At 66.6% G+C, this 12,431-nt stretch carries 12 protein-coding genes; 2 read left to right on the forward strand and 10 right to left on the reverse strand.

The window, feature by feature from the left end:
- Positions 1–23 precede the first annotated feature (23 nt).
- The 3 genes from K7711_RS28695 to arc all read right to left on the reverse strand — a co-directional run bounded on the left by K7711_RS28695 (position 24) and on the right by arc (position 4,051).
- A complete protein-coding gene (locus tag K7711_RS28695; RefSeq protein WP_235747954.1) occupies positions 24–1,541 on the reverse strand; it encodes an ArnT family glycosyltransferase in 1,518 nt (505 codons plus the stop codon).
- Positions 1,541–2,173, reverse strand: a complete 633-nt coding sequence (locus tag K7711_RS28700) for a TetR/AcrR family transcriptional regulator (RefSeq protein WP_222972595.1) — start codon at positions 2,171–2,173, stop codon at positions 1,541–1,543. Before K7711_RS28700 ends, K7711_RS28695 begins: the two co-directional genes overlap by 1 nt.
- A gap of 117 nt (positions 2,174–2,290) precedes the next feature.
- Positions 2,291–4,051, reverse strand: coding sequence for a proteasome ATPase (gene arc, locus K7711_RS28705; protein ID WP_222972596.1), 1,761 nt, complete (start codon positions 4,049–4,051; stop codon positions 2,291–2,293).
- A gap of 472 nt (positions 4,052–4,523) precedes the next feature.
- Here arc and K7711_RS28710 point away from each other — a divergent pair, with 472 nt between their 5' ends.
- The gene (locus tag K7711_RS28710; RefSeq protein ID WP_222972597.1) at positions 4,524–4,922 is read left to right on the forward strand and encodes an MTB12 C-terminal domain-containing protein; all 399 of its coding nucleotides are present in this window, start codon (positions 4,524–4,526) and stop codon (positions 4,920–4,922) included.
- 18 nt (positions 4,923–4,940) lie between these two features.
- Here the strand turns inward: K7711_RS28710 and K7711_RS28715 are convergent, their stop codons facing one another.
- Positions 4,941–5,774, reverse strand: a complete 834-nt coding sequence (locus K7711_RS28715) for a tRNA (adenine-N1)-methyltransferase (protein ID WP_222972598.1) — start codon at positions 5,772–5,774, stop codon at positions 4,941–4,943.
- Between the two features lie 48 nt (positions 5,775–5,822).
- On the opposite strand from K7711_RS28715, the gene K7711_RS28720 reads away from it, so the two are divergent.
- On the forward strand, positions 5,823–6,677 hold the full coding sequence (locus K7711_RS28720) for a RecB family exonuclease (RefSeq protein ID WP_222972599.1): 855 nt from the start codon (positions 5,823–5,825) through the stop codon (positions 6,675–6,677).
- Between the two features lie 7 nt (positions 6,678–6,684).
- Here the strand turns inward: K7711_RS28720 and hisG are convergent, their stop codons facing one another.
- The 6 genes from hisG to K7711_RS28750 all read right to left on the reverse strand — a co-directional run bounded on the left by hisG (position 6,685) and on the right by K7711_RS28750 (position 12,304).
- Entirely contained in the window at positions 6,685–7,533 is an 849-nt protein-coding gene (gene hisG / locus K7711_RS28725) for an ATP phosphoribosyltransferase (protein ID WP_222972600.1), read from the reverse strand.
- A gap of 77 nt (positions 7,534–7,610) precedes the next feature.
- Positions 7,611–7,874 carry a phosphoribosyl-ATP diphosphatase gene (locus tag K7711_RS28730; protein WP_040824192.1) on the reverse strand — a complete coding sequence of 88 codons (264 nt, stop codon included), beginning with the start codon at positions 7,872–7,874 and terminating at the stop codon, positions 7,611–7,613.
- A gap of 66 nt (positions 7,875–7,940) precedes the next feature.
- The gene (locus K7711_RS28735) at positions 7,941–8,510 is read right to left on the reverse strand and encodes a GNAT family N-acetyltransferase (protein ID WP_222972601.1); all 570 of its coding nucleotides are present in this window, start codon (positions 8,508–8,510) and stop codon (positions 7,941–7,943) included.
- Positions 8,511–8,618: 108 nt separating this feature from the next.
- On the reverse strand, positions 8,619–10,466 hold the full coding sequence (locus K7711_RS28740) for a choline/carnitine O-acyltransferase (protein ID WP_222972602.1): 1,848 nt from the start codon (positions 10,464–10,466) through the stop codon (positions 8,619–8,621).
- A 96-nt stretch (positions 10,467–10,562) separates the two neighbouring features.
- Positions 10,563–11,402, reverse strand: a complete 840-nt coding sequence (locus tag K7711_RS28745) for a class I SAM-dependent methyltransferase (RefSeq protein ID WP_222972603.1) — start codon at positions 11,400–11,402, stop codon at positions 10,563–10,565.
- Positions 11,403–11,413: 11 nt separating this feature from the next.
- Positions 11,414–12,304: a HalD/BesD family halogenase gene (locus tag K7711_RS28750; RefSeq protein WP_308014993.1), complete on the reverse strand. Its 891-nt coding sequence runs from the start codon at positions 12,302–12,304 to the stop codon at positions 11,414–11,416.
- Positions 12,305–12,431 lie beyond the last annotated feature (127 nt).

Raw genomic sequence — 12,431 nt, forward strand, 5'->3', positions numbered from 1 at the left:
GGGTCCGGCAGCACCTTCGTGGCTCACAGTTTCAGCATGCCCGGCCACGCCCGCGACCACGGCTCCCGCGGATCGGCACAGCGCCAGATGGTGACGTCGCGGGTCACGCCCGGCAGGCCCAGTCTGGTCTCCACCCGTCCGGCGGCGGTGACTTCACCGAACCGCGATCGCAGATCGGCCTCGTCGCCGCCGACCCACAGCACCGTGCGCGCGGAATCCGGTGGGACGCCGAAATATCCGAAACCACGACTCGGGCTGTACACCGCGGGCAGGCCGTAGGTCTTCCGGTAGACATCCAGAGCGCTTGCCTGCCAATACGAATCGGTGATCAGCACGGTCGTCGCACGATCGCCCGCCGGAAGTGAGCGGTACGTCGCGGCGGTCGCGGCGGCGAGTTCCGGCCAGCCGAACTTCGCGTAGAGCAGAGAGGACATCCCGTCCTCCGCGGGCGCCGGGGGCAGCTCCCGTTCCGGTTGCAGCGGCAGAACGAGGATCACGATGACTGCCGATACTGCCGCGAGCACCACGGCAATGCCGTTGCGCAGCAACGTTTTCGACCGCCGCGTCCACCAGACCGCACCAGCGGCCAGCACCGCGGCATAACAGCCGACGACATAGTAGGGCCGACCGTCGGTCAGGACGAATGCCACGATCAGAACCGGCGGGACCACCCCGAGGAACCGGTAGGGGCGCAACACCTCCGCGCGGAACAACGCCCAGAGCCCGCAGATCAGCAACAGTACGCCCAGTACACCGGCCGACCCGACCGCCAACGGGACGAAGGTGAACCGGCCGCCGATCGAATCCTGTTCCGCGGCAACCTCAGCGCCCATCCCGAGCTGCGGCCAGCCGTGCCGGGCCTGCCAGATCAGGCTCGGCGCCATCGTCACCGCGACGACGGCCGCACCGCACCACAGGGCCGGGCGGCGCAACATCTCCCGAGGCCCGAAGGCCAGCACGCCGAGGACCAGCGCCAGCCACAGGAACGGGACCAGCCACTTGACCTGCATATCCAGCGCCGTCACCAGTCCCGCCCACAGCAGCAGCGAGTCTCGGCGGGTGCGCACCCATCGGACCACCAGCCAGCAGATCACCACCCACAACGCCGTGTCGACGACGTTGGTGGACAGCTGACCACCCTGGGGCAGCAGGAACGGCGAGACGGCGTAGGCGGTCGCGGCCAGCACCTGCGCCGATCGCGACCCGCCGAACTCACGGGCGATCTGCGCGGTCACCACGATCGCCACGAGGGTGACCAGCACCGCCGGAATGCGCACTGCCACCAGCGATCCCGGGGCGATCAGGTCCATCGACCGCGCGATCACGGGCAACGCCGGACCCTGGTCCGCATAGCTCACCGCGAGCCGGCGGCCCGCGGAGATGAAATACAGTTCGTCCCCGAAGAAGCCGTAGCGCCCGATCGACAGCCCGAGGGCGATCGCCGCGCACACGACCACCGCCGCGACCCCCACGACCGCGAACCGCGGCCGGTCCGAAGCCGAATCCCCTTGCACCACATCGGTATCCAGCACAGTAGACATCAATTCCTCCCCTTCCGCGTGGCCAGATCGAACAACCGGCACACGTCCGCCGAATACTGCTCCACATCCCATTCCGCTTCGCGGATGGCACGCCCCGCCGCGCCGTCGATCGTGTCGCGCATGACCTTGGCCATCACCACCGGATCGAACTCGCCGAAATCGCCCACCCGCTGCCCGTCCCGCAACATATCGATCAGCGGCCGGATGATCTCGTCCTCACCGTCCGCCGCCGAGGCGAATTTCGGCGTCCCGTCCGGACCGCGCAGGTTCAGCACGACCTCGGTCAAGGCCGCGACATAGGCCCGATTCGCATCGATGAAACGCAGATTCGAGTCGAGATAGGCCAGCACGCGGGCACGCGGGCCGTCGGCAGCCTGGATCGCCGGAGTCATGAACTCCGCACCCGAGACGTACAGCTGGATCACCAACTGCGTCATCAGGTCGTCCTTGCCGTCGAAGTGGTACGAGATGACCCCCTTCGAGATCCCCGCCCGCTCGGCGATCCGCGCCAACGAGGCATTCCCGTACCCGACCTCGGAGATCACCTCGACCGCCGCCGCGATGATCTGACGACGCCGCGCCTCCTCGATGAACGACCGCTTCTGGCCATCTGAACTATTTTCTGGCCGCATGGTCAAATTTTATCCCACACGGCCAGACCCATGCTGCCCCCAATATTGCGGGCCCGGCCCCCTACACGACCGAGGGCCGCAATCCGATCGGATTGCGGCCCTCGATGTATGGCGGATCTACAGGTACTGACCCGTATTCGACTCGGTGTCGATGGCGCGGCTGGCGGAGGCGTTCTTGCCGGTGACCAGCGTGCGGATGTAGACGATCCGCTCGCCCTTCTTACCCGAGATGCGTGCCCAGTCATCGGGATTCGTGGTGTTGGGCAGGTCCTCGTTCTCGGAGAACTCGTCCACGATCGAATCGAACAGGTGCTGGATGCGCAGACCCGGGTTGCCGGTGTCGAGCACGGACTTGATCGCGTACTTCTTCGAGCGGTCCACGATGTTCTGGATCATGGCGCCGGAGTTGAAGTCCTTGAAGTACAGGACCTCCTTGTCACCGTTGGCGTAGGTGACCTCCAGGAACCGGTTGTCCTCGCTCTCGGCGTACATGCGGTCGACGACCCGTTCGATCATCGTCTGCACACACTTGACCCGATCGCCGCCGAATTCGGCGATGTCGTCGGCGTGCAGCGGCAGCGTCTCGGTGAGGTACTTCGAGAAGATGTCCTGCGCCGCCTCGGCGTCCGGCCGCTCGATCTTGATCTTCACATCGAGGCGTCCGGGTCGCAGGATGGCCGGGTCGATCATGTCCTCGCGGTTGGACGCGCCGATCACGATGACGTTCTCCAGCCCCTCCACGCCGTCGATCTCCGACAGCAGCTGGGGCACGACGGTGGTCTCCACGTCCGAGGAGACACCCGAACCGCGGGTGCGGAAGATCGAGTCCATCTCGTCGAAGAACACGATCACCGGGGTGCCCTCGGAGGCCTTCTCCCGTGCGCGCTGGAAGATGATCCGGATGTGCCGCTCGGTCTCGCCGACGAACTTGTTCAGCAGTTCCGGGCCCTTGATGTTGAGGAAGAAGGACTTGGCCTCCTTGGCATCCTCACCGCGAGCCTCGGCGATCTTCTTCGCCAGCGAGTTGGCGACCGCCTTGGCGATCAGCGTCTTACCGCATCCTGGCGGGCCGTACAGCAGCACACCCTTGGGCGGACGCAGCGCGTACTCGCGGAACAGGTCCTTGTGCAGGAAGGGCAGCTCCACCGCATCGCGGATCTGCTCGATCTGGCGGCCCAGACCACCGATGTCCTCGTAGCCGACGTCGGGCACCTCCTCGAGCACGAGATCCTCGACCTCGGCCTTGGGGATGCGCTCGAAGGCGAAACCGGCCTTGGTGTCGACCAGCAGCGAATCGCCCGCGCGCAGGCGGCGCACCGGACGATCGGGATCCTCCACGTCGTCGACGTCCACCAGGGCTGTGAGCGGGCCCGACAGCCACACCACGCGCTCCTCGTCGGCATGTCCGACCACCAGAGCCCGGCGGCCGTCGTCGAGGATCTCGCGCAGGGTGCCCAGTTCACCGATCTGGTCGAAGTTGCCCGCCTCCACGACGGTCAGCGCCTCGTTCAGCCGCACGCTCTGCCCGTAGTGCAACTCGGAGGTGTCGATATTGGGCGAACAGGTCAGCCGCATCTTGCGCCCGGAGGTGTAGACGTCGACCGTCTGATCCTCGTAGACGCTGATCAGGATGCCGTAGCCACTCGGTGGCTGACCCAGCCGATCGACTTCCTCGCGCAAGGCCACCAACTGCTGGCGCGCCTCTTTGAGCGTGTCCATCAGCTTGGTGTTGCGAATCGTCAGCGAATCGACGCGCGCTTCCAATTCTCTTGTGCGATCCGGCGAGTCGGCGAGTTGCCTCCGGAGTGCAGCCGCCTCGGCGCGTACCGCCTCGAGCTCTCTCCAGGCCGCCGAATCCGAATTCTCGATGGGGCTCATGATGCCGCTCCTCCCAGTCCCGGTCTATCAACGCTACCGGGCCCGAACCGTTCTCGCTTTCCGACATTGTTTCGTCGTGATCACATCTGGGCTGCGTACTGCGGCTGGTCGAGCGCTTGCGCCGTCCTTGACCCTCCGCCTCCGGCGCGTTGTTCGCCGGACCCGAGCCGAGTGATACGGACCGATGCTCCTTTCACCGGTCGTACTGTTGTAGCAGTAACGCCGCGCGGACCGTATCTGTTTCCGTGCCTACCGCATTCACAGCCCGGAGCGTTACCGACCATCACAGCATCGACCACCGACACATTCGGCCGAATCGCTCCGGCACACACCGAATCAATACCCGCCGATCACCTCGGCCAATAATTAGGCTACCCTTAGTTTCCTTGTTCGGAAACAGATTGAAAGGCATTCGCTTCATATGCTTGCCCAGACTCCCCGCCGGATCGCCGCCAGAACCCTCCGCACCGCTGTGACCAGCGCATTCGCCGCAGCCGCAGCGGTCGGCGGCACCGCGATCGCCGCCGCCGACACCCCTGCCCCCGCCCCTCAGGAGCTGCAGAGCAGCCTGGATCAGTTCGTCGATCCGGGTATTCCGGCCGCCGCCAAGACCAAGCTGATCGTCGGCGGCGACCGGCGCGTGGCGAACATCGAGACGATGAACAAGGGCCTGGCCAACTACGGCAAGGTCGGCTTCAACGTCTCCGGCGTGCAGACCAAGGGCGATACCGCCGATGCCCGGGTCGCGATCGTCTCGCCGCACGGAACCATGCCCGGCGTGCCGATGAGCTGGCAGCACACCGCCGCGGGCTGGCAGATCTCCGACAGCACCGCGTGCGTGATCCTGGCCATGGGCAAGGCGCCCTGCTGAGCTGCTCGCCGACTCCGCTCAGCCCTTGGAAGGGCGGCGCTGCGGCTTGGGCGCGACCACGCCGTCGGCCAGCCGCCGCGCGCTGATCAGGAACGCGGTGTGGCCCTGCATGCGATGTTCCGGGCGAACCGCCAGGCCCACCACATGCCAGGGCCGCACCAGCGACTCCCAGGCCCGCGGTTCGGTCCAGCATTGTTGCTGCCGAAGCGCCTCCACCGTCTCCGAGAGCTGCGTCACGGTCGCCACGTAGACCAGGAGCACGCCGCCGGGGATCAGCGCCTTGGCGACCGCGGGCAGCGCGTCCCAGGGTTTGAGCATGTCCAGCACGGCGCGATCGACCTTCTCGCCGTCGTAGTCGGCGACGTCACCGAGCGTCAGCGTCCAGTTAGCTGGACGTTCGCCGAAGAACCGTTCGACGTTGCGGACCGCATGTTCGGCGTGATCGTCGCGGATCTCGTACGAGAGCACCTGCCCCTCCGGGCCCACCGCGCGCAGCAGTGAGCACGTCAGCGCGCCGGACCCCGCACCGGCCTCGAGTACGCGCGCGCCGGGGAAGACATCACCCTCGTGCACGATCTGTGCGGCGTCCTTCGGATAGATCACCGCCGCACCGCGTGGCATCGACAGCACGTAGTCGACCAGCAGCGGGCGCAACGCGAGATACGGTGTGCCATTGGCAGATTGGACCACCGTGCCCTCGTCGGCGCCGATCAGGTCGTCATGGGAGATCTGGCCCTTGTGGGTGTGGAAGTCCTTGCCCGGCTCCAGCACGACCGTGTGCTGGCGGCCCTTGGCGTCGGTCAGCTGCACCCGGTCACCCTCGGTGAATGGACCGGTCCGTCTGGCCGTCATGGATCTCCGTTCTCTTACTTGTCGGTGCCCCCGGCTAGCCTGCCAGGTATGTCAGCGCCGCCGACGATCACCCCGCCGCCGGAGCCTGCGCATGCGTACACTCCGGCGCTGTCTCCTTCACGGGCAATGGATTTCAAACAATGTCCGCTGAAATACCGCCTGCGCGCGGTGGATCGGATACCCGAGCCTCCGGCGCGGCCCGCGGTGCGCGGCACGGTGGTGCACGCGGTCCTGGAGTCACTGTACGGGTTACCCAGCGGCGAACGAATTCCCGACCGCGCCGCCACCCTCGTCGCCCCCGCCTGGCAACGTTTGCTGGCTGAACGCCCGGAGCTCGCCGAGGTGGTCGAAGAGGGTGGTCTCGACGGTTTCCTGGACGAGGTGCACCGGCTGGTCCAGACCTATTACAACCTGGAGGATCCCACCGCCTTCGACCCGGAGTCCTGCGAATCGCTCATCGAGGTGAGCCTGCCGGACGGCTCCCCGCTGCGCGGTTTCGTCGACCGCATCGACGTCGCCCCCGGCGGCCGCCTGACGGTGGTGGACTACAAGACCGGCCGCTCCCCCGCACCCGGCAGCGAGAACCGCGCCCTGTTCCAGCTCAAGTTCTACGCCCTGATCATGCTGCGCACCCGCGGTGTCGCACCCACCCGGCTACGCCTGATCTACCTGTCCGACGGCCAGATCCTCACCTACCACCCCGACGAGGAGGAACTACTACGCTTCGAGCGCATCCTCTCGGCCCTCTGGACGGCCATCAGCACCGCTCTGCGCACCGGTGATTTTCCGCCCAACCGCAGCCGGCTCTGCCAATACTGCGATTACCAGGCTCTGTGCCCGGCCTTCGGCGGCACCCCGCCGCCCTATCCGGGTCCGCCACCCACCGTGGCGGACCCGCGCTAGGCGCGGCCTAGAACCTGCAGGAGCGGATATCGGTTGCGAGGATGGCCTTGGCGCCCATATCGGCGAGCTGGTCCATGAGCGCGTTGCTCTGCTTGCGGGGAACCATCGCGCGCACGGCGACCCAGCCCGGATCGGCGAGCGGGGAGACGGTGGGCGACTCCAGGCCCGGGGTGATCTTCACGACGGCGTCGAGCAGATCCTTGGGGCAGTCGTAGTCGAGCATCAGGTACTGCTGGGCGAACACCACGCCCTGGATGCGCGCGACGAGCTGGTTGCGGCCCTTGTCACTGCGTTCGGATCCGGCGCCCTCGATCAGCACCGCTTCCGAATCGCACAGCGACTCACCGAACGCCACCAGATTGTGCTGACGCAGAGTCCGACCCGAGCCCACCACATCGGCGATGGCATCGGCGACGCCGAGCTGGATGGAGATCTCCACCGCGCCGTCGAGACGGATCACCTCGGCCTGGATGCCGCGACGCTGCAGGTCGGCCAGCACCAGATTCGGATACGAGGTGGCGATGCGCTTGTCGTAGAGGTCCTCGACCTTCCATTCGCGACCGGCGGGCGCGGCATAGCGGAATCGGGAGCCGCCGAAACCCAGGCTCAGCCGCTCCTGGACCGGTGCACCGGAGTCCAGCGCGAGGTCGCGACCGGTGATGCCCAGATCGAGTTCACCCGACCCGACGTAGATCGCGATGTCCTTGGGACGCAGGAAGAAGAATTCGACCTGATTGGCGTTGTCGATCACCGACAGATCGCGCCCATCGGTGCGCTTGCGGTAACCGGCTTCGGTGAGGATGGCGACGGCGGCCTCGGACAGGGCGCCCTTGTTGGGTACTGCGACGCGGAGCATGGGGATGTTGTCCTTTCCGGACTCGTGACGGAGGGATTGTGTGTGGACGGCCGCGCGGGCATCGCGCGAGCTATCCGTCACAGATGTCGGTACACGTCCTCCAGACGCAGTCCCCGGCCCACCATCAGCACCTGCACCCAATACAGCAGCTGCGAGATCTCCTCGGACAGCGCGTCGTCGCTCTCGTGCTCGGCCGCCAGCCAGACCTCACCGGCCTCCTCCAGCACCTTCTTGCCCTGCGAATGCACACCGGCGTCCAATGCCGCCACGGTTCCGGACCCCTCGGGGCGGTTGACCGCACGATCCTGGAGCTCGGCGAACAGGGTTTCGAAGTTCTTCACGGGTCGTGATTCTTTCAGATCCGGGGGCAGGGTGTTTTTTCGGCCTCCGGTGAGCAACTCTCGGAGTCAAGCGGTCACTCGGCCGGGCCGATCGATGGCGTAGACGTAGTGATGGCCGTCGTCGGCGGGACTGTCCGGCGTCATCGGGCCCTCGGCGATCCGGTGCATCCCGGCCTTCTCCAGCGCGCGCCACGACGGCCGATTCTTCGCGGCGACCGGGATGATCACGCAATCGGCGAGCGGGTATTCGAACCAGGTCGCGGCGATCATCGCGCGAATCATCGCCGGTCCGAGACCGCGCCCGACCCGTTGCGGATCGCCGATGAAGTAGTCGAGCGAGGCCGCCTCGGTCGGCACCGTGATCAACTTCACCAGGTCCTCGAGGTACTCCGGAAAGTCGGTCAGCCGGCACCGCTGCATCAGGCCGATCGGTTCGGCGTCGGCGAAGATCAGCAGATCCTCTCCCGGTTCCTCGCCGCGCATGCACGGGCCGAAGTCGCGTTCGACCGCCGCCGGGGTGAATTCGTGGTTCCACCAGCGATGCACATGAGGCTGTGCCAGCCACCCGCACAGCAGCGGGAAGTCCGCGGCGCTCAGCCGCCGCCAGGTGAACTCGGGCAGGGATCCGCCGGTCATGAAGCCGACGCTAACAGTGCAGGTAGTCCGTTTTCACCCGATTTTTCGCGGCGGCACAGCGCCGCTCGCGGATTCCGGCGACAGGTCACCGGAATCCGCGAGGAGTGGCTATCCGGCGAGCAGCACCTGAAGTTCGGCCACGGCGATGCGCAGCTGTTCGGCGAACGCGTGCATTTCGTTCGCCACCGAGGTCGGCGTGGCCAGGTACAGGTTCCAGCGGTCCGGCAGCAGGACGTACGCGACGCCGATGCACTTGGCGCTCGTGCAGCCGAAACCGAAGTACTCGATATTCGCCGACGGCGCCGAGCTGGTGCTCAGATAGTCGTCACGGGTGATCAGCCAGCCGGGACTGTCGTAGAACGGCATCGGCTCGGTGATGCCGAGCTCGGCGCCGCGACGCCGCTGGATCATCTGCAACTCCCACAGATGCTGTTCGGGCGCCTTGCCGCTCTGGCATTCCTTCGCCCGAGCCACGTGCGCCTGCGCGGCGGTGCGCGCGATCTCCTGCCGCTGCTGCGCCGACAATGCCGGATCATCCATGGCCGCAACGAATTCCAGCATCTCCGGAGTCACCACGCGCATCGCCTCGGTCCGCCCGTTGCGATACTGGCGAGTGGCGATCGATTCGTAGGTGGCCCCGGTGAGCCCCTTGCTGCGCCGGTGCGCGAGCTGATAACTCAACTGCGCGAAGGCATCCGGCGAAATGCCCAGCGATTTGGCCTGCTGGGTGCCGAAATCGGGGAAGGAGACCGTGAGGGTCGCGTTGTCGGCAGCGAACGCCGCGAACGATGCTGCGGCCCGGTGGATTTCACCACGCAACGCCTCGTCCAGCGAGAACTCGACGGCTTCGATCGGCGGGATGCCCTGCGCCCGAGCGCCGGAGCGCTCGGCGTGTTCGGCGACGGTCTGCTCCAACAGCGCGTCCACGAAGGACAGGATCGTGGTGCCGTCCAGCCCGCAGTGCTCGACGTTGATTCCGGCGGTGCCGTCGGCGAATATCAGGAACGACACCGCCTTGTCGAACCACCGGTTCCCGCTGTCGCCGTGCAACAGCTGGTCACAGGCGTGCTGGGTGTCGTGCGGGGCGAAATCCTCCAGACAGACGCTGAACAGCGCGGTCTCGATGACGTCCAGCGCCGCGGCGTTCACCGGTTCGGCGCGCAACGTCGGATACACGCCCGCCCATTCCACCCGGGACAGCGTGGTGAGGTGTCCGACCGCCGTGCCGTCCGCCGCTCGGCTCGCGCCTGATTTCATCACCGCACGCAGGCCGCCCGCGAGATCCTCGGGGGCATAGGGCGTTCCGGACGAATCGAGCACGTCCATCCGGAATATGTTGCCGCGGAACAACACCACGATGTGCCGGGCCTGCGAGGGGCCGGGCCACTGCGCGCTGTACGGCACGCGCACGGTGTCCTGCGGATCGCCGGGAATCCTGGTCTCGGAGAACAGCGACTTGTTCTGCGCCATCGAAAGATGCTGTCCGCGTTGCAGGATCGGCGGAATCAGTTCCTGATCGAGCAGCAGTTTGTAGTCCACCGCCGCGGTGATGATCGCCGCGGCCCGATCGACCTGCCGCGCGCCGGCGGCGTCATCCGAGGTCGCCTCGGACACCGACGCGGCCGAGCGGGCCAGCGGGGTGTCGTCGCGGAAGAGGAAGAAGAAGTTGGCGTTCAACGCAATTCGATCGCGCCGCCCCAGATACCGCGACGGCCAGAACTCGTCCAGCCAACTGCTCACCCCCGGCTCCGCATCGAACCGGACCAGATCCGCATGCAGGGCGCGGGCCGGGCCGTCCTCGCGCAGCAGATCCTGTACCGCGAGGCGGGTCTGCTCGGATTCCTCGTCGGTGAGCAGCGGAGCGCTCCACTGCAGAAAGCGGGCGCAACTGTCTTCGAGTGTCGGCAGCGGCACACGCGGCAGCTGGTCGTCGAAGGCGAAGGTGCGGTCGGTCACTGGCGGTCCTCGGGGTCGATGGGTACGGGGCCGGTTGGTGAGACATGTGCGTATCGATCATCGCGTCCGGTCGCCGAGCGACCGGACGCGGGCCGATCAGACGGACTCGGATCGCCCGGGAGCGGGCGAATCAGGTTCGTACGGTTCGGGTGTCGAATAGTACAACTCGGCGTGCATCCAGCCGTCCTCCTCCACCCCCGAAGGATCGATTCCCTTGGCGGACAAGGTGTTCAGCACCTGCGTGCGCTCGGCATCGGAGGCGAAACGGCGCTGGTGGAAGGTGCCGGGCATCTTGCGGGTGTGGTAACCCAACCGGGACAGCCGCCGGGCGATCGGCTCGTAGTCGTACATCCGCAACACGAAATGCGCCATCCAGGGCAGGCGCTCGCCGTGCGCGTGCACCACCTGCAGCAGCGTGCGATCGGTGACGTAGCCGATGCATCCGGTGGAGATCACCATGTCCGTGGACGCGAGCACCGTGCGCTGTGCCGCGGTCGGTGGACCCGATTCCAGGTCGGCGTGCACCGCGTCGTGTAGCAGTCCGGCGGCGGTGGCGTAGGCCAGCGCCGGCTCGGAGGCGTCCATACCCACGAAGCGTACCTGCGGATGCCGGTCGCGGGCCGCCAGACGGGCGCGGTCCCGCTCGATCCGCGCGGTGGTGTCCCCGCCGCGGTAGTGCTCGGCCAGCTGGGCGACGGTGGTGTCGAACCGCATGAGCGCGGCGCTCACCCCGTAGGAGCAGCCGATGTCCAGGACGGTCGGCGCCGCGCCGACGGCGGCTCGGTAGTCGGCGATGAAGCTCTCGAAGTGCGGTTTGGCCAATTCCGGTATCCGATAGTCCAATTCGGACATGCGGAGGTAGTAGTCACGAGGATCGGTACGGTCGTAGATGTCGTCGAACGAGGCTTTTCCAGTGCTGTGCAAGGAAACCGGCACGGGCACTCCTCTCAATCGAGTAATCGGTCACCGCGCACGGATCGGCCCGCCGCGGCCAGATGGTCCGGCAGGACCCGCCCGAACAGCTGCCTGGTGCGCTCGGCTGTGCCGATCACCCCGGGACGCTCGTTGTAGGCGAAAATTGCGGTGTGCCGCTGTCGATCTCCCGCGACCGGCGACACCCGGTGCAGCGAGAACCGGCCTTGGAACAGTTGCAGATCTCCTGGCCGCAGCTCGAGCCGTCGTACGAGTTCGTCCCCCGCGCCGGTCAGCACCGAGCGCACATCGTCGAGATTCTCCGCCTCCGGCGACCGGATCCCCGGGCAGTACTCGAAGGTTCCGCCCTCGTCCGGCAACTGGGTCAGCATCGACACGGTGAACTCGTTGGTGTCGAAATGCCACGGATGCGACATGCCCGGCGACACGACGTTCAGGCACAGCCCGGCCAGCGGGTCGGCAAACTCGTGCAGCGCGGGCAGTTCGAAACAGTCGGCGAGAAATCGCCGGAACAGCGGACTGCTGTACAGGATCTGGATCAGCGCCTCGGGTGGGATGAGATCGCGTGCCACGAAGGCGTTTCCACGCTCGAGCACGATCCGGCCCGGATGATCCGCCGGCAGATCCGCATCCAGCGGGATGTTGTACGCGTTCACCCGTTCGACGCGATAGTAGGCCTGCGGGGCGAGCGCGACGCCTTCGGTGCGCAGCGCCTCGAGCAGCTCCGGACGAATGAAACCCCGGAGCACACAACAGCCGTCAGCACCCAGGTCGGCCCGTGCCGTGCCGACTACCTCGTCCCATGCCGCGGATCGCGGCTCCCGCAACGGATACCGGACGGTATCGATGATCGCTTCCAGGGTGCCCGAGTCGTCCTGTCCCGAACCGTTTTCCGATTCATGCACCTGCGCCCCCTGTCGCTGTCATGGCGACCATTGTGACCCGGGGACGGCGGGTCCACGGCAATTCGGACAGATCGTTGGCATAAATCACAAACCGGCGAGTAGCCGTGCGCAACAGCGCCATTCATGA

The organism is Nocardia coffeae (assembly GCF_019890715.1).
In the GTDB taxonomy this organism is placed as follows: Bacteria; Actinomycetota; Actinomycetes; order Mycobacteriales; family Mycobacteriaceae; genus Nocardia; species Nocardia jiangxiensis.

What these genes read in the sequence shown, in the direction of transcription:
- K7711_RS28695 (WP_235747954.1), bottom strand. Translation starts at nt 1,541, where the DNA reads ATGTCTACTGTGCTGGATACCGATGTGGTGCAAGGGGATTCGGCTTCG.
- K7711_RS28700 (WP_222972595.1), bottom strand. Translation starts at nt 2,173, where the DNA reads ATGCGGCCAGAAAATAGTTCAGATGGCCAGAAGCGGTCGTTCATCGAG.
- arc (WP_222972596.1), bottom strand. Translation starts at nt 4,051, where the DNA reads ATGAGCCCCATCGAGAATTCGGATTCGGCGGCCTGGAGAGAGCTCGAG.
- K7711_RS28715 (WP_222972598.1), bottom strand. Translation starts at nt 5,774, where the DNA reads ATGACGGCCAGACGGACCGGTCCATTCACCGAGGGTGACCGGGTGCAG.
- K7711_RS28720 (WP_222972599.1), top strand. Translation starts at nt 5,823, where the DNA reads ATGTCAGCGCCGCCGACGATCACCCCGCCGCCGGAGCCTGCGCATGCG.
- hisG (WP_222972600.1), bottom strand. Translation starts at nt 7,533, where the DNA reads ATGCTCCGCGTCGCAGTACCCAACAAGGGCGCCCTGTCCGAGGCCGCC.
- K7711_RS28735 (WP_222972601.1), bottom strand. Translation starts at nt 8,510, where the DNA reads ATGACCGGCGGATCCCTGCCCGAGTTCACCTGGCGGCGGCTGAGCGCC.